General features: G+C 66.6%; 15 protein-coding genes and 1 pseudogene. 6 read left to right on the forward strand and 10 right to left on the reverse strand.

What is annotated here, in order from left to right; all coding sequences use genetic code 11:
* The first annotated feature begins 25 nt into the window (after positions 1-25).
* Both B841_RS04795 and B841_RS04800 read left to right on the forward strand, forming a co-directional pair.
* Complete coding sequence (locus B841_RS04795; protein ID WP_020934356.1) at positions 26-1,123, forward strand: alkene reductase; 1,098 nt, start codon at positions 26-28, stop codon at positions 1,121-1,123.
* A gap of 10 nt (positions 1,124-1,133) precedes the next feature.
* Positions 1,134-1,559 (forward strand): SRPBCC family protein, encoded by a 426-nt coding sequence (locus B841_RS04800; protein ID WP_041631754.1) that lies wholly within the window; start codon positions 1,134-1,136, stop codon positions 1,557-1,559.
* On the opposite strand, the gene B841_RS04805 is transcribed toward B841_RS04800, so the two are convergent.
* The gene (locus B841_RS04805) at positions 1,525-2,793 is read right to left on the reverse strand and encodes an NAD(P)/FAD-dependent oxidoreductase (RefSeq protein WP_020934358.1); all 1,269 of its coding nucleotides are present in this window, start codon (positions 2,791-2,793) and stop codon (positions 1,525-1,527) included. The genes B841_RS04800 and B841_RS04805 overlap by 35 nt on opposite strands.
* A gap of 233 nt (positions 2,794-3,026) precedes the next feature.
* Between B841_RS04805 and B841_RS04810 the strand changes: the two genes are divergently transcribed.
* Complete coding sequence (locus B841_RS04810) at positions 3,027-3,755, forward strand: DUF429 domain-containing protein (protein ID WP_020934359.1); 729 nt, start codon at positions 3,027-3,029, stop codon at positions 3,753-3,755.
* 254 nt (positions 3,756-4,009) lie between these two features.
* Here B841_RS04810 and B841_RS04815 read toward each other — a convergent pair whose 3' ends face one another.
* On the reverse strand, positions 4,010-4,600 hold the full coding sequence (locus tag B841_RS04815; protein ID WP_020934360.1) for a hypothetical protein: 591 nt from the start codon (positions 4,598-4,600) through the stop codon (positions 4,010-4,012).
* Between the two features lie 81 nt (positions 4,601-4,681).
* Between B841_RS04815 and B841_RS04820 the strand changes: the two genes are divergently transcribed.
* Together B841_RS04820 and B841_RS04825 are read left to right on the forward strand one after the other, a co-directional pair.
* The gene (locus tag B841_RS04820) at positions 4,682-6,328 is read left to right on the forward strand and encodes an ABC-F family ATP-binding cassette domain-containing protein (RefSeq protein ID WP_020934361.1); all 1,647 of its coding nucleotides are present in this window, start codon (positions 4,682-4,684) and stop codon (positions 6,326-6,328) included.
* Between the two features lie 191 nt (positions 6,329-6,519).
* Entirely contained in the window at positions 6,520-7,074 is a 555-nt protein-coding gene (locus tag B841_RS04825; RefSeq protein ID WP_020934362.1) for a DedA family protein, read from the forward strand.
* Between the two features lie 37 nt (positions 7,075-7,111).
* On the opposite strand, the gene B841_RS04830 is transcribed toward B841_RS04825, so the two are convergent.
* The 6 genes from B841_RS04830 to B841_RS04855 all read right to left on the reverse strand — a co-directional run bounded on the left by B841_RS04830 (position 7,112) and on the right by B841_RS04855 (position 12,364).
* Entirely contained in the window at positions 7,112-7,360 is a 249-nt protein-coding gene (locus tag B841_RS04830) for a hypothetical protein (protein ID WP_020934363.1), read from the reverse strand.
* A gap of 4 nt (positions 7,361-7,364) precedes the next feature.
* Positions 7,365-8,012: a hypothetical protein gene (locus tag B841_RS04835; protein ID WP_020934364.1), complete on the reverse strand. Its 648-nt coding sequence runs from the start codon at positions 8,010-8,012 to the stop codon at positions 7,365-7,367.
* Positions 8,013-8,017: 5 nt separating this feature from the next.
* Positions 8,018-8,854, reverse strand: a complete 837-nt coding sequence (locus B841_RS04840) for a carbohydrate ABC transporter permease (RefSeq protein WP_020934365.1) — start codon at positions 8,852-8,854, stop codon at positions 8,018-8,020.
* Entirely contained in the window at positions 8,851-9,870 is a 1,020-nt protein-coding gene (locus B841_RS04845; protein WP_020934366.1) for a carbohydrate ABC transporter permease, read from the reverse strand. Before B841_RS04845 ends, B841_RS04840 begins: the two co-directional genes overlap by 4 nt.
* 87 nt (positions 9,871-9,957) lie before the next feature.
* A complete protein-coding gene (locus B841_RS04850; RefSeq protein WP_020934367.1) occupies positions 9,958-11,241 on the reverse strand; it encodes an ABC transporter substrate-binding protein in 1,284 nt (427 codons plus the stop codon).
* 115 nt (positions 11,242-11,356) lie between these two features.
* A complete protein-coding gene (locus tag B841_RS04855) occupies positions 11,357-12,364 on the reverse strand; it encodes an ABC transporter ATP-binding protein (RefSeq protein WP_020934368.1) in 1,008 nt (335 codons plus the stop codon).
* Between the two features lie 119 nt (positions 12,365-12,483).
* Between B841_RS04855 and B841_RS04860 the strand changes: the two are divergent.
* A pseudogene (locus tag B841_RS04860) lies at positions 12,484-13,383 on the forward strand (IS982 family transposase).
* A 29-nt stretch (positions 13,384-13,412) separates the two neighbouring features.
* Here B841_RS04860 and arfB read toward each other — a convergent pair.
* Both arfB and B841_RS04865 read right to left on the reverse strand, forming a co-directional pair.
* Entirely contained in the window at positions 13,413-13,853 is a 441-nt protein-coding gene (arfB, locus tag B841_RS13590) for an alternative ribosome rescue aminoacyl-tRNA hydrolase ArfB (RefSeq protein WP_211215545.1), read from the reverse strand.
* A 39-nt stretch (positions 13,854-13,892) separates the two neighbouring features.
* A complete protein-coding gene (locus B841_RS04865) occupies positions 13,893-15,908 on the reverse strand; it encodes a VWA domain-containing protein (RefSeq protein WP_020934370.1) in 2,016 nt (671 codons plus the stop codon).
* Positions 15,909-15,921 lie beyond the last annotated feature (13 nt).

A 15,921-nucleotide genomic window follows, 5' to 3' on the forward strand; every position in this document is an offset into this window, starting at 1 on the left:
CTAAGAAAAGAGCCCGATCACTCACATGAGCGCCCACGAGAACACCCACCCGCTGTATTCCCCGGTTGAGCTCGGCGAACTGCAGCTGAAGAACCGTCTGGCCATGGCTCCGTTGACCCGTATCCGCGCAGAGACCGACGGCACCCCCAACGAGCTGATGCGGGAGTACTACTCTCAGCGCGCTTCCTTCGGCATGATCATCACCGAAGGAACGTGGCCCATCCAGGAAGGCCGCACCTGGGGTCGGCAACCCGGCATCGAGACCGACGCCCATATCGCCGGCTGGCGAAAGATCACCGACGCGGTACACGAGCGCGGCGGCCGCATCGTCATGCAGGTCATGCACGGCGGGCGCATTTCCCATCCGGAACTGACCGGCACGGGACGCACCGTCGCCCCCAGCGCGGTGACCGCCCCGGATCCGATCCGTATCTCCACCGGCAAGACCGACCCCGTCACACCGCACGCCCTGGACGCAGAAGAAATCCCTGCCCTCATCAAGCAGTTCGTGGCCGGCGCCCGCAACGCCATGGCCGCCGGCATGGACGGGGTCCAGATCCACGGCGCCAACGGTTACCTCGTCCACGAGTTTTTGGCGCCGAGCACCAATCTGCGCACCGACTCCTACGGTGGCAGCCCGGAAAATCGCGCGCGTTTCGCCGTCGAGGTCGTCACCGCGGTCGCCGAAGCCATCGGCGCCGACAACACCGGCCTGCGGCTGTCGCCGGAGCACAACATCCAGGGCGCGGTAGAGCAGGACCGTGACGACGTCCTGGCCACGTACGGGGCACTGGCCGGCGGTCTCGCAGAGCTGGGCTTGGCGCACGTGGAAATCGTCCACCACGAACCGCAAGGGGAGCTGGTGCAGATGTTGCGTGACACGTTCGGCGCCCCGGTCATCTTAAACACCGGATTCAGCCGCTTGGTCGAGCGCGAGGATGCCCAGGAGCTGGTGGACAACGCAGGCGCGGACGCCGTATCCGTGGGTCGGCTGGCGCTGGCCAACCCGGACTTGGTGACCCGTTGGCGCGAAGACACTCCCTTGAATGAGCCGGACCAGAACACCTTCTACGTCGGCGAAGAGAAGGGTTACATCGACTACCCGGCGCTGCAGCGCAACTAGACTCGCCGACATGGCAGCAGCGACGGCAGAGGTGACCGGCCCCGCCGCGGCGTCGACGGTATGGGAGCGCTACCTTCGGCCAGAGGCGTGGACCGGGTGGGCGCCGCACTTGACCGATGTGTCGGCTACGGCCGCCAACATCGCGCCCGGCGTCAGCGGAACGGTCACCGCGCTCGGCGTCGTGCCGGCGCGCTTCGAGATTCTTCACGTCGACCATGCCCAGCGCTCCTGGTCGTGGGTGGTGCGCGTGGGTCCTGTCCGGTTAGTTCTGTACCACGACGTCATCGCGCATCCCGGTCCGGACGGCGCGCCGGGCACGCTCGCGCGTATCCGGTTGGAAGGCCCGTGGCTGGTGGTGGTGACCTATCGGCCGCTGATGCGCTGGGCCATGCGGAGACTGGTCAGCCGGGAGACTGGGTCAGAAGGATTCCGCTGATCGCGCGGGCCGCACGGTCGCCGGAGGTCAACGCGCCGTTGATGGACGCGGTGTCGCGGTGATCTCCCGCGACGAAGACGTGCTCGCTGACGCGCTGTTCTCGCCGGTCGATCAGCGGCGGCGGTTGCGCGGGCAGCGTGTGGGGGACGTCGTGACGGGCGATCAGCTCCCAGCCGGACACGTCGGCGTCGTACATCCGCGCCAAGTCGCGGCGCACGTCTGCTTCAGCGGCGTCACCTTTTCCTGAACCGAGCAAGGTGGTCGCCTCCACCAGGTGCTTTCCCGCCGGGGCGTAGGAGGGCGCCACCGCGGAAATGACGGCCGCATGCAGGACTGGGCCAGCTGGGCCACCCGCGGGAGAGGAAGTGTCCAGCTGTAGGAACTTCTCCTGCAGCGGTGGCTCTTCAGCGGCAAACCACCAGGTGGCCAGCCCGTTCATTGTCGGGGCGGGGGAGCCTATGAGTTCGGCTGCGGACACCGGGTCCGCGGCCACGACCGCCATGCGGGCGCGCAGCGAACCAGCCTCGGTCTCCACGCTCACCCCGTCAGCCAAGTCGCGGACGTCGGTGACGCGGTGTTCCAGCCGCGGTGTGTGAGAGAGCTCCGCGGCCATGTGCTCGGGCAACGCCTGCATGCCGTTGTTCGGCAGGCCCGGCGCGCCGAAGGCGAAGGCGCGTAACAGCAGTTTGACTAGGTTCGCTGAGGTCTTTCCGCTGGCGTCGGCCAGCACTCCGCTGAGGAAAGTGTTCAGGACGTCGGTGCGCAGTGGGCCGGTCACGCCTGCTTTGTCCAACGACGCGGCGAGGGCGGCGTCGCTGGTGGAGCGCGAGGCCGCGGTTTCGCGCAGCAGCGTGGGGCCCAGCCACTTCGCCAGGGCGAAGACTTCGGAGGCGGTGACGTATTCGCTGCGCAGCGTGGCCGACAAAAGACGCGGGTGGCGCAGCGGGTGGGCGAGCGTGCTGGTTTTAACGCCGTCGCGGACGATGACGCCGACGCCGAAGCTGTGCAGATCCAAGGCCTTGACGTCGATCCAGTCGCGTACGGCCGGGTAGGCGGGGTTGAGGACCTGGAAACCGCGGTCGAGGAGGAAACCGTCGATCTGGTCGGTGCGCACCCGTCCGCCGACGGCGTCGGAGCCTTCCAGCACGGTGACGGTCAGCCCGTTTTTCTCCAGCCTGCGCGCGGCCTGTAAGCCGGCGAGGCCGGCTCCGATGACGACGACGTCTGCGTCCATGGGTGCTCCTCGGGTGCGGGGCCTCCGAGTGTAGCGGCGCTCGGGGGAGAGTAGAGGGCGGCCGGCGGGGATGTTTCGTAGGGTGAGGCAGGGAGAGCTGTTCCCTGACACATATTCATTAAGCAGAGGAAGACGCATGTCCGTGTCCTGTGATTTCACCGACCAGGTGGACCGCCGTCGTGGCCGGAAGCGCTCTCGTCGCGAGGCTGGGTGCAGTGCCTATTAATCCCCCTGTGACGAGCCGTTTCGTGGGCGTCGACATGGCCGCAGATCCGCGGCTCACCGGGTTGGCCGTACTCGCCGACGACGGCCGTTGCAGAGTAGAGGCACTCTCCGTCGGCGTCATCGACGAAGACATCCTGCAACAGGTGGAAACCGCTGATCGGATGGGGGTCGACGTCCCGCTCGGTTGGCCGGAGTCCTTCCTCGAGGTAGTCACGGCGCACGCCGCCGGTACTCTGGTCGCGCCGGATGACACTGGACCGCAGTGGCGTCGCCCCTTGGCGATGCGGGCCACGGACCGAGAAGTTCACCGGCGGACCGGGATGACGCCTTTGAGTGTGTCCACCGACCGCATCGCTCATCCGGCGCTGCGTTGGGCCGGGATTGAGTCCCGGTTGAGGAAGCGGGGGACCGCCGTCGACCGGGCCGGATTCGGGGTGGTGTGCGAGGTCTACCCCGCCGCAGCCCTCCGGTTGTGGGGGCTGCCCTACCGCGGGTACAAGGGGCGGAAGAACGTCGAGCGGCGAGCCGAACTCGTTGTCGCGCTTAGGGAGCGTCACCCGCGGTTGGAGTGGAACGGCCACCGTGACCTGTGCCTGGCCGACGACAACGCGCTTGACGCGGTGCTGGCTGCCCTGATCGCCAGAGACGTCGCCCAGGGGGTCTGTATCCCGCCACCGGACGACCTCGTGGAGCTTGCCCGGCGCGAGGGATGGATCTGGCTACCGGGACCGGCGTAGACTTCGGGCACGCACAGAGGAAAGGGAACTATGCTCAATAAGTTGTTGCGATTGCGGCGCCTGCGTAACGACGCTCAGGCGGTACGACGCGGCCCTGAGGCGGCGGGCCGGCACTTCGCTCAGCGTGCCGTCCACCGGCTGGTGCGGCGGATTTTTCGCTAGAGCGCGCCGGTGAGGTGCGCGTGCGAGGATAAGGCGATGACCGCGACTTTCGTGGCACACACGAGAAAAGATGGCTGGCGGGGCATGGCCTCTCAATTTCCTGGCCGCACCCGCACAGAGGCCGATTGAATTGTGTCGGCCAGCTCGGAGTACGTGACGGCAGGGCCTGCATGTCGTCTTAAAGTCGACAACCCGATCGATGCGTAGCCGATCTCCTGTAACGCGGGACGTGACATGACGTAAAACTGCCACTGGGAGACGGAAAGCAGATCGTACTCTTCATGGGTGAGGGCTGTCTGAACAGCGAAGACATAGATCTCGGCGTTATAGGTCGGCTCCTCGCTCATGCCGGTGGCCGTGTCCCAGACTCTTTTCTTCAGACCGGAGAAGATGATGCGGGAAGTAGTTCGTTGCTCCCAGGACTGGAGATATGCGGAGGCCTTGACCTCGATGGTGGTTCCATCTGGGGCCACCACGTCGTAGGCGTCCCACTCCACTCGGGGGCCAGCTGCCCCGATGGCGCGGGCCACGAGAAACTCGGCGAGATAACCGCGGACATTATTCATTTTGAAGTCTGAGAGCGCGAATCGCCAGAAGTCCAGCACAGTGGCGTCGGTGCCCTGAACGGGCTCGTCTCCCCGCAAGGGAGGCGGGCTCGGAGGATGGAGAGGAAATGTCGTCATGCCCGTCATTGTCCCACCAGTTTTCGTAGCTACAGGCGCCGTGGTTGCGCCTCCGCATCGCGCGGGTGCGAGAATACTACGATGACCGCAACTCTCGTGGCACACGATGTGGCGGGCGGCCACGGCCACCGCACCCTGTTTCATTCCCTCAACCTCACCGTCGCGCCGGGCGATGTGATTGGCGTCGTCGGGGCCAACGGCGCCGGTAAATCCACCCTGCTGCGCCTGCTCGCCGGAGCGGATCACCCCCAGGCCGGGTCGGTGAGTCTGTCGCCGGCGGACGCCTTCATCGGCTGGTTGCCGCAGGAGCATGACCGGGTGCCCGGGGAGACCGTCGTCGACTACGTCACCCGGCGCACCGGGTGTGCCCAGGCGACGCTCGACATGGAGTCTGCCGCTGACGCAGTGGGCACGAGCGCGGTAGCCGACGAGGCTTACTCCGTGGCGCTGGACCGCTGGCTGGCCAGCGGCGCCGCCGACCTGGAGGACCGCTTGCCGGTGGTGCTGGCGGAATTGGGCTTCGAGGTGGGGCAGGAGGGCGTCGATACGCAGTTGATGACGTCGCTGTCCGGCGGGCAGGCGGCGCGGGTGGGCTTGGCGGCCCTGCTGTTGTCGCGCTTTGATCTGGTGCTGCTGGATGAGCCGACCAACGACCTCGACCTCGACGGGTTGGAGCGGCTCGAGGACTTCGTGCAGGGGCTGCGCGGCGGGGTGGTGCTGGTCAGCCATGACCGTGAATTCCTCGCCCGCTGCGTCAACCAGGTCCTCGAACTGGATCTCGCGCAGGATTCTCATCACCTTTACGGCGGCTCATACGACTCTTATCTGGAGGAACGCGCCACGTTGCGCCGCCATCAGCGGGAAAAGTACGAAGAATTCGTGGACAAGAAGGAGGACCTCGTCGCCCGGGCTCGCACCCAACGGGAATGGTCGAGCCAGGGGGTGCGCAACGCCATCCGCAAGGCGCCCGACAACGACAAGCTCAAACGCAAGGCCGCCACCGAGTCGAGTGAGAAACAGGCTCAGAAGGTTCGCCAGATGGAAAGCCGCATCGCGCGACTGGAAGAGGTGGAGGAGCCGCGTAAGGAGTGGAAGCTCGAGTTTTCGATCGCCGCGGCGCCGCGCTCCGGTTCTGTGGTGGCCACCCTCAACGACGCCGTCTACCGGCAGGGCGATTTTGTGTTGGGGCCGGTGTCGCTGCAGGTCAACGCGCGGGAGCGGATCATCATCACCGGCCCTAACGGCGCCGGCAAGTCCACCCTGCTGCGAGCGCTGCTGGGAGTGCAGCGTCCCGATGAAGGAACCGCGAGCCTCGGCGCCGGCGTGCAGGTCGGGGAAATCGACCAGGCGCGTTCCGTGCTGGCCGGCGGTGACGCAGTGGTGGAGGTCTTCGAGGCGGCCGTCCCAGAGATGACCGCCAGCGAAGTACGCACCCTGCTGGCCAAGTTCGGGCTCGCCGCCGACCACGTGCACCGGGCCGTCGACGAGCTGTCGCCGGGGGAGCGCACCCGCGCCGCCATGGCGCTGTTGCAGGCCCGCGGCGTGAACGTGCTGGTACTCGACGAGCCGACGAACCACCTGGATCTGCCCGCGATTGAGCAGTTGGAGGAAGCCCTCGACGCCTATGACGGGACCCTTTTGCTGGTCACCCACGACCGGCGGATGCTGCAGTCCGTGCGCACTAACCGGCGCTGGCAAGTGGAGGCGGGTCAGGTCACGCAGCTGTAGATTGCTTCCGAACCGCCCGGGTGGACGAGCTTTCCCCCCCCATACGAACCTACCAAACCGCCCTTGCGGTTAAGGTAAAGCTATCCTAATCTTGAGCGTGTGGGTCCGGGGGCGCAAAAACTTCCCGCGCCTCGTGACGGACCAGGCGTAGTTTGGGTGATCCACAGCAACACGATCGAGGGGAGCGTCGAATGGACGGCATCTTCAGCGCGTACCCGTTCTGGGCTGCCTGGATTTTTCTCTTTTTCGGGGCGATGCTCCGAGGCCAAGGCACCTACTGGATCGGCCGGGGCGCGGCGGCGGGAGTGGCCAAAGGCGTCACACGCACCCCGAACTGGTGGTCCCGCATGCAGGAGAAAGTCGCCGGCCGCACCACCGACCGCGGGCGCGCGACGCTGGAAAAGCTGGGGGTGCTCGCCATCCCGCTCGCTTACCTCACCGTCGGCCTGCAGACGGCGATCATTCTCGCCGCCGGGCTGGTACGCATGCCCCTGGGGATATTCGCCCTCGCCCAACTCCCCGGCGCGGCGGCGTGGGCGACCATTTACTCGACGATCGGGTTCGCCGCGTGGGCTGCGGCGGTACGCGCGTTGACGGGGGACTGGTGGCCATTGCTGGCGCTGCTGCTGGTGTCCGTGATCGTGGCGGTGATTTTCCGCGTGCGGGGTGGGCGCCGTAGATCAGAGGCGGAGGCCGAGCACGTCGACCATGCGGAACGCTCCGTGCAGAACTCATCTACCGGCTGAGCTGTGTGCTGACCGGAGACGTTGGTCCGAATCGAAATTATGGTTCTTGTTTCTGAGAGGTACGTCCTCTTCGAGGGGTGCCCTCGCGCCTTCCTGTTTTCCCCGACCACCAGGTCAGCGCCACCAACACCAGGGCCAGCAGCGCCGGCCACACCTGCGGTTCGGGCTGGAAGACGTTGATGATCGCCTGCACGACCGCCATGAAGGCGAAAAAGCCCAGGAAACCGGTCAGCGTCTCACGCTGCAGGCGGCGACGTTGATGCCGCGACGGGTCAGGGGAGGACATGGGGCTATCCCTGCAGGCTGTCGCGCCAGTAGTCGACGGGCAGGAAGAGGTCCTCGGTGAAGGACTCCACGGCGGCGTCGGTGCGCATCTCCACGAAGTTTAAGTCCAGCACCGCCGACAGGTAGTAGTGCTCGTGGTCTTCGGCGGTGCCCACGACGCCGGGCACCTGGGGGTTCTCGGAGTTGTCCAGGGCGGTGGCCATGCCGTCGGTGAAGTCGGCGACGTCGTCGTAGTCCAGGCGCAGCCCCACGGCGAGGAAATCCAGGCCGGAGCCCTCGTCGGTGAAGCGGCGCAGGGTGGCGTCGAACCCGGGCCACGGGGCCGGCACCTCCTCGGAGGTCTGCCCCTGCAGGTCGCGGTGTTGCGGCGTCCACGTCACCGGCGCGTCCGGATTGTCGTAGACGAGGTCGCGCCCCCACTGCGTGGACAAGTCCTGCGCCTCGGCGGCGGGGGCGCGTTCGAGGTCGAGGAACCAGGCGGTGAGCATGGCGACGCTGGCTTCGCGCTCTTGGCCGCCCTCGGCGAGATCCTCTTCCAGGGCGGAGGGCTCCTCTGCGGTTTGCTCGGCCGGTTCTTCGGCGGAATCCGGGGAGCAGGCGGCGAGGCTGAAAGCGGTCACGAGGGCGAGGGCGGCGGCGCGGAATGTTCTCATCTTCCCTAGGACTTTACGCCGCCCGCCGTCAGCCCGGAGACGATGCGGCGCTGGAAGATGAGCACCATGATGATCAGCGGCACCGTCACCAAGGCTCCGGCCGCCATGGTCGCGGCGTAGGGATACTCGAAGGCGCTGGGCCCGGTGAAGCGCGCGATGGCCACGGTCACCGGTTCGGTGGCCGTCGTCGACAGCTGCTGGGCCAGCATGTATTCGTTCCAGGAGGCGACGAACGCCAGGATCGCGGTGGTGAACAGCGCCGGGGTGGCCAGCGGCAGCAGCACCAGGCGGAAGGCTTGGGAACGGGTCGCGCCGTCCACGCGGGCGGCTTCCTCCAGTTCCCAGGGCAGCTGCCGGAAGAAGGACACCAGGGTGTAGATCGTCAGCGGCAGGGCGAAGGAGATGTTCGGGATGATCATCGCCTGGTAGGTGCCGATCCACCCGATGTCGCCGAAGAGCTGGAACAGCGGGGTGACCAGGGCGATGCCCGGGAACATCGAGGCCGCCAGGATCACCCCGGTCACCAGCCCCTTGCCCGGGAAATCCAGGCGCGCCAGCGCGTAGGCGGTGAACACGCCCACCAGCACGGCGATCACGGTTGTGGTCAGGGAGATGATCAGAGAGTTGCCGATCGCGCCCAGAAAGTCGTTGCCTTTGTCCGTGGCCAGTGCGTCGCGGAAGTTGTCTAAGGTGACGTGCGTGGGCCAGGGCGTGGTGTCGAAGGTGAAGGTGGAGTCGCGCAGGGCGACGACGACCATCCAGTAGAAGGGCGCCAGCCCCCAGATGAGGATGAACAGCACCCCGAGGTAGTGGCCGAGGGCGGCTTTGCGTTGCGCGGTCATGCCGTCGCCTCCTTTTTCTCTGAGGCCGGCTTCTTCGGGGCTTGTCGACGCCCGAGGTCCGGCACCTTGCGTTTCTTCATTCCGCGCTGACCGGAGACGTCCGCGCCCAGGAACCTGATCATGATGAACGCGACGGCGAAGACCAGCAGGAAAATCAGCGTCGACATGGCGGAAGCGGAGTTGAAGTTGCCTTGGCGCATGTCCTCGACGACCAGCTGGGAGACCACCGCGGTCGGCGAGTTCGACGACGAGGAGATCATGATGACCGGCAGGTCGTACATGCGCAGCGCGTCAAGGGTGCGAAAGAGCACCGCCACCATCAACGCCGGGCGCACCAACGGCAGGGTGATCAGGGTGAAGCGTTGCCAGGCGGTGGCCCCGTCGACGCGGGCGGCCTCGTAGGTTTCTTTGGGGATCATCTGCAAACCGGCGAGGATGAGCAACGCCATGAACGGCGCCGTCTTCCACACGTCCGCGATGATCACCGCGAAACGGGCGGCCCACGGGTCCGTCGTCCACGCGACGTCGAGGCCGAACAAGGAGTTGACGATGCCCTGCGGGGCGAAGATGAACTGCCACAGCTTGGCGGTCACCGCGGTGGGGATCGCCCACGGGATGAGCACCGCCGCGCGCACCAGGCCGCGGCCGCGGTAGTTGCCGGCCATGATCAGCGCCATGATCATGCCCAGGATCGTCTCCAGGCTGACGGTGACCAGCGTGAAGAACAACGTGTTGCGCACCGCGGGCCAGAAATCCGTCGCCAAGGTGCCGGGCGGGCAGACGGTGGCGGTGCCGTCGGCGCCCAGGCACCGCTGGGTCAACCAGTAGAGGTAGTTGTCGAAGCCGGCGAAACCGCCGTCGGTGAACAGCCCGGTGGTGGGGTCAAGCCCCTTGTCGGCCTGGAAGGACAGGTAGACGGCGCGGACGATGGGGTAGCCGATGACGATGGCGAGCACGACCAGCGCCGGGGCGATGAGCGCGGCCGCGCGTCTGGTCTGCTGGGCCCGGGTGAGCATCAGGGACCTCCTGGTGGGACACAAGGCGCAACCGCCGCCCCGACCTGGGTGTGGCGTCGGGGCGGCGGAAAGCGAGAAGGACGGTTCTTAGTTCGAGGCGTTGTCGATCGCGGCCTTCATGTCCGCGGTGGCGTCGTCGACGCTCTTGCCCGCGGTCAGTGCCGCATAGGCGTTGTCCTGGACGGCCTTGGAAATCTCCGGGTAGAACGGGCTGACCGGGCGCGGCGCGGCGTTTTCCAGGGAGGTCTTCAGCGCCGGCAAGTAGGGGAACTGCTCGGTGAGGGACTCGTCGTCGTAGATGGAGGCCAGCACCGGCGGGAAGGAGGCCTCGGCGAAGGACATCTGGTTGTCCTCGTTGACGATGAACTCGATGAAGTCGCGCGCGGTGGCCTTGTTCTCCGAGTTGACGTTGATGCCGTTGTTGTAGCCGCCCAGAGTGGACACGCCGACCCCGTCGGCGCCGACGAGCGGGGAAACCTCGACGTTGCCGGCGATCTCGGAGGCTTCGCCCTCGGCGTTGGTGTACATGTACGGCCAGTTGATGGCGTACGCGGTGCGACCCTCGACGAAGGCCAGGTTGGTCTCTTCCTCGGTGGCGGCGGTGGACTCGCCGGAGATGACGCCGTCGTCGTAGGCGTCGACCAACGCCTGCAGGCCGGCCTTGGACTCGTCGGAATCGACGGTGACGTTGCCGTCGTCGTCGAGCACGGACCCGCCCCAGCCCTCCATGAAGCCGACGGTGTTCACGGTCAGGCCCTCGTACTGGCTCAGCTGCAGCGTCAGGCACTCGACGTCGTCAGCCTCGACTTCTTCACAAGAGGCGACCAGCTCGTCCCAGTCGCCCGGCTCCTCGGCGACGACCTCGGTGTTGCGGAAAAGCAGCTGGCCGTTGGTGTTCTGCGGCAGCGCGTAGAGAGTGTCGTTGTAGGTGGCGGACTCCACGGTCGCATCCAACAGCCCGTCGGTGTCGACCTCCAGGTCGCCCTCGAGCGGGGCGAGGTACTGGTTGGCGGCGAAGTCGGCGGTCCAGATGACGTCGAGCGCCATGACGTCATAGTCGGAGTTGCCGGCCTGCAGCGACTGCACGAGGGTCTCACGCTGGGCGTCGGCCTCCCCGGGCAACTCGTTGAGCGTGACCTCCTCGTCCGGGTTGGCCTCGTTCCACGCCTCGATGACGGGGATGAGCTTGTCGGTGTCGTTCGCGCCCATCGCGAAGGTGATGGGGCCGCGGCCGTCGGTTTCCCCGGCGTCCGGGGCGGCGGCGCCGTCGTCGCCGTTGCTGGTGTCGTTTCCGCAGGCCACCAAGGTGACTGCAGCCAGGGTGGCGGCGGCGAGAGTGGCCGCCACTTTACGGGGCTTGGGCAGGGTCATCGGGTCCACCTTTCGAGTTGGTCAGGTGGTCATGACATTAGTGAATTGCCACACCCCGCCACAGCGTTTTGAGGCAGATCACCCCCGTTGGGATGGGTGCTGCCGTCGGAGAAAGTCATAACCGCAGGCCGGAGGTCTGATCAAATCGATGTGCGGCGGCGGGGTCGTACGCCAGCTGCACCCGCTCACCGGGGGAGAGGCGTCGGTCGTCGGTGATGCGGGCGACGAGCCGGTCGCCGTCGCAGTCGGCGTAGACATAAGACTCCGAACCGAGCTCCTCGATGATCGTGACTGCCCCGTCCCGCACGACCCAACCTGCGGGGGCCTGCCTCTGCTCGCCGAGCAGGGCCATCGCCTCCGGCCGCACCCCCAAAGTCACGCCGTCGCCGGGAAAGAGGTTCATCGCCGGCGAACCGATGAAACCCGCGACGAACTCGTTGACCGGGGCGTCGTAGAGCTCGCGCGGCGGGGCGACCTGCTGCAAAATCCCGTCCTTGAGCACCGCCACCCGGTCGCCCATGGTCATGGCCTCCACCTGATCATGGGTGACATACACCGTGGTGGTGCCCAGCCGACGCTGCAAAGACGCGAGTTCCGCGCGGGTCTGCACGCGCAGCTTCGCATCCAGGTTGCTCAGCGGTTCATCCATGAGAAAGACTTTCGGGGCGCGCACGATGGCACGGCCCATCGCCACGCGCTGCCGCTGACCCCCGGACAGGTCCTTCGGCTTGCGGTCGAGCAGCTCGCTCAGGCCGAGCAGCTCCGCGGCCTCGTGCACCTTGGCGTCGATCTCCGCCTTCGGCAACTTCGCCAACTTCAACGCGAACCCCATGTTCTTGGCCACGCTCAGGTGCGGGTACAGGGCGTAATTCTGAAACACCATCGCGATGTCGCGCTCCCCGGGCTCGACGCCGGTGACGTCGCGGTCATCAATGAGGATCCGGCCCTCCGACACCGGCTCCAGGCCCGCCAGCGCCCGCAACGTCGTCGACTTGCCGCAGCCGGAAGGGCCGACGAGCACGAGGAACTCCCCGTCGGCGATCTCCAGGTCCAAGTCAGCGACGCTCGGGTCCTCCGCGCCGGGATAGCGGATGGAAACCTGCTCGAAAGTGACCGTTGTCATGAAAGAAAGCTACCACGCGGCAACGGTCCGGAACGGCGAAAACCTAGATGATTGATTCCTGGGGACAGCACGGGAGTCGCTACCAATAAATAAAGCGAGAGCGTTGAAAAATCGACGTTGTGGACAACAATCTCAACACTCTCGCAACAGCAGTGCATGTCGCCACCGACGACTACCCCAACACCCACCCCGACATTCTGCCTGCCCGGCCTGCCTCCGGATTTCCACCCCGGATCAGCGACGCCGAGCTCATCGTCTTGGCCGTCATGGAAACCCTGCTCGGCTTCACCTCCGAACGACGTTTCATCCGCTACGCCCACCCCCACCTGAGCACCATGTTTCCCTCCATCCCGCAGCAGTCTGGTTACAACAAACGCCAACGCCGTCTCGCCGCAGTGATGCAGCACGTCATGGCGCACCTGAGCGCCTCGACCGGCCTGCTGGGCGGCGATATCTGGGTCGTGGACTCCACCCCAGTCGAATACGGCCGCTCAAGGGAAACAGTCACACGCTCCAACCTGGCCGGCTACGCGGAATACGGCTACTGCGCCTCGCACTCCCGATTCTTCTGGGGTCTGCGCCTGCACCTGGTGGCTACGCTGCATGGCCTGCGTCAGCTACGCCATCACCGGGGCAAAAGCCGATGAACGCTAGACGTTGCTGACGATGTTGGATGCCGCGCAAGTGTGCGTGCCCAGGTGATCATGGCAGATAAAGGCTACAACGGTGCCTGGCTGGAAGAAGCGCTCAACGGTGGTGGCGTCGAGTTGATCCGGCCTGCCCGCAAAAGCGAGGCGCCCAGGCCCGGCAGGCAGGTCCTCAAGCCCTTACGCCAGCGGATTGAGTCGGTGTTTGACACCGTGAAAGGCCAGCTGGGTCTCGAACAACACGGCGGTAGGACCGTGGCTGGGGTAGTCAGCCGAGTGATGCGGTGGCTGTTGGCGTTGACCGCGGTGATCTGGCATAACGACACCACCGGGCAGCCGGTGCTGCGGTCGCTGATCGCGTATGACCACTAAACTCCCAGCACGCCCCAGCAATCAATCATCTAGTACCCCGACGGTCGTTTCCGTGACTTTTTTATCTCGGATCGCGCGCGTTTTCTTTCCAGACGACGCCGCTGCGACCCCCGGGTGGGTTTGGTGGGGCGCCGGACTACCGGCGGGGCCACGGCCTCGCGCAACAGAGCGCTGAGCCGTTGCCGGGCTACGCTTCGGTTCCGCCGCTGCGAGCGATGCTCAGAGGCGGTGATGGTGAGCACGGTCCCGGCGAGTCTGGGACGGAGATTGGCTAGGGCCCGTTGCCGCTGTCGCTCGTTTAACGCTGTGGTTGTCGCGAGATCAATGCTGAGCTGGACCCGAGAGTCAGTGGTGTTGACTCCTTGCCCTCCAGGACCCGAGGCGCGGGAGAACTGCTCCTGCAACTCGCGATCCGGAATGAACAGCCCCTGTGGGGCGCCGGGGCCGGGGGATACACGCACACCTTTCACGCCCACAGTGTCCCACATGACAGGGGCCGGGGCGGCCCGCTAGCCCCAGTCCACCTCGTCCCAGCCGGACTCGCGGAAGCGCAGATACTCACCGACGACGGCAGCGCCCAGGTCGTCCAGGTCCGGGGCGGTGACCCGCCCGCCGGCACGGTCGGCCAGCTGCTCCAAGAACTGGGCCAGGCCCGGGTCCTCGCCGAGGCGGAAGAAGGTCACCTTCGCCCCGCGCCGGGTGACCCGGTCCAGTTGAATGACGGTTTTGCGCAGAGTTTCGGGGTGGGTGGGCCAGTTGAACCAGGCCTCACCCCATTCCTCCAGGTGGGCGGTGGGTTCGCCGTCGGTGACGATCAGCAGCGTGGCGTCCATGCTGGGGTGGCGGGCGAAGAAACGCTCGGCCAGTAGCAGCCCGTGGTGCAGGTTGGTGCCTTGTTCCTGCACGGGCGGCAGGGCGGTGAGTTCGTCGACGTCCATGTTCATGGCCATCCGGCCGAAGGTGATCAGGGCGAGTTCGTCGCCGCGGAACTTCGTGGACACCAGGTGGTGCAGGGCCAGGGCGGTGCGTTTCATCGGCACCCACCGGCCTTCGGCGGCCATGGAGAATGACGTGTCCACCAGCAGCGCCACTGCGGACTGGGTGCGGGCTTCGGTGTCGACGACTTCGACGTCGCCGACCTCGATGCGGACCCGCCCGGTGGGACTCTGTCCTTCGGCGGCGCTGCGCTGCAGGGCGTTGGTCACCGTCCTGGTGACGTCCCAGGGGGCGGTGTCGCCGAACTCCCACGGGCGCGACGCCCCGGTCTGTTCATCGGAGGCACCGGACAAGCGGGTGTCGCGGGAGCCGGTGCGGGCGCTCAAGTTCTGGGCGGCGTCGTTGAGCAGGGACTGGCCCAGCCGACGCATCGCCTGCGGGGACAGTCGGAGGGAGCCGTCGGCGCCGTGGCGGAGCAGGCCGCTGTCGCGCATAGCGCGCTCCAGTTCCGCCAGCGTGCGGGCGGAGACAGTGGCGTCCTCGCCGAGCTGGCGGCCCAGCGCGTCGAGGTCGATGTCGGTGGAACGCGCCCCGTCGTAACCCTGGCTCAGCTGCTCGGACAAGGCGTCCAGTTCCGCGAGGTCCTGGATGGCGCCGGTACCGTCGCCGAGTCCCAGGCCCTGCTCACCGGAGAATTCCGCCGAGCCGGACCAGTCCAGGTCTGGGCGCAGGTCGCGCAGGTTGTCGTCCAGCGCACCCAGTTGATCCATCAGGTCCTGGGAGCCGAAGGCTTGGGCGGACAGCTCCATCAGCTCTTGGCGCTGTTCCTCCGACATGGAGTTGAGCATGCGCTGGGCGGCCGCCGAGCGCTGCGCGAGCGTGTCGATGAGTTCGTCGACGTTCTCCGGATTTTCCGGGAACTGCTCGCCGTGCTTGGACATGAAGTCCTGAAAAGCCTGGTCGGTGTCCTCACCTGCGCGGTGCTTGGCCAACAGGTCGTTCAGGTCGCTCAACATCTCCTTGACGGCGGCGCGGTCCTCGTCGGTGGCGCCTTCCAGCGCCTGCTTCATGCCGGCGAAGCGCTGATCCAGGAATTCGCGGCCGAGCATGTCCTTGATCTGCTCGAATTTCTCGCGCGCGTCCGTGGACTGCCAGTCGTAGCTGGACAGTTCGTTGACCGCCGCCGCGGTGGAGGCGGGCAGGTTGTCCAGCTGCATCTCCCGGAAGGTGCGGTCGGTGTCGTCCATCATGACGTCGCGGGCGAGTTGGCCGCGTTCGGCGAGGACGGCGTCGTCGAGAAGTTTCTGGACGTCCTGCAGCGTGCCACCGAGATTATGCTGTTGCAGCAGTTCGCGCCGTTTTTCGGCGAGGCGGCGGGCCAGGTCGTCGTAGCCTTCGCGGCCGCGCCCGCCGCGACGCAGGAACTCCTGCAGGGCGCGTTCGGGGGAGTAGCCGGCCATGACTTCCTCGGCGACAGCGTCGAGTGCTTCCGTCAGGTCGGCGGGCGGGGCCAGCGGGTCGGGCCCGCCGGTGTAGCGGCCGTAGCGGGAACGTCGCCCGTGGCCGGGGGAGGTGTGGCTCGTGGACATGGGGCCTCCTCAG

This window comes from Corynebacterium maris DSM 45190, from assembly GCF_000442645.1.
GTDB classification, from domain to species: Bacteria; Actinomycetota; Actinomycetes; order Mycobacteriales; family Mycobacteriaceae; genus Corynebacterium; species Corynebacterium maris.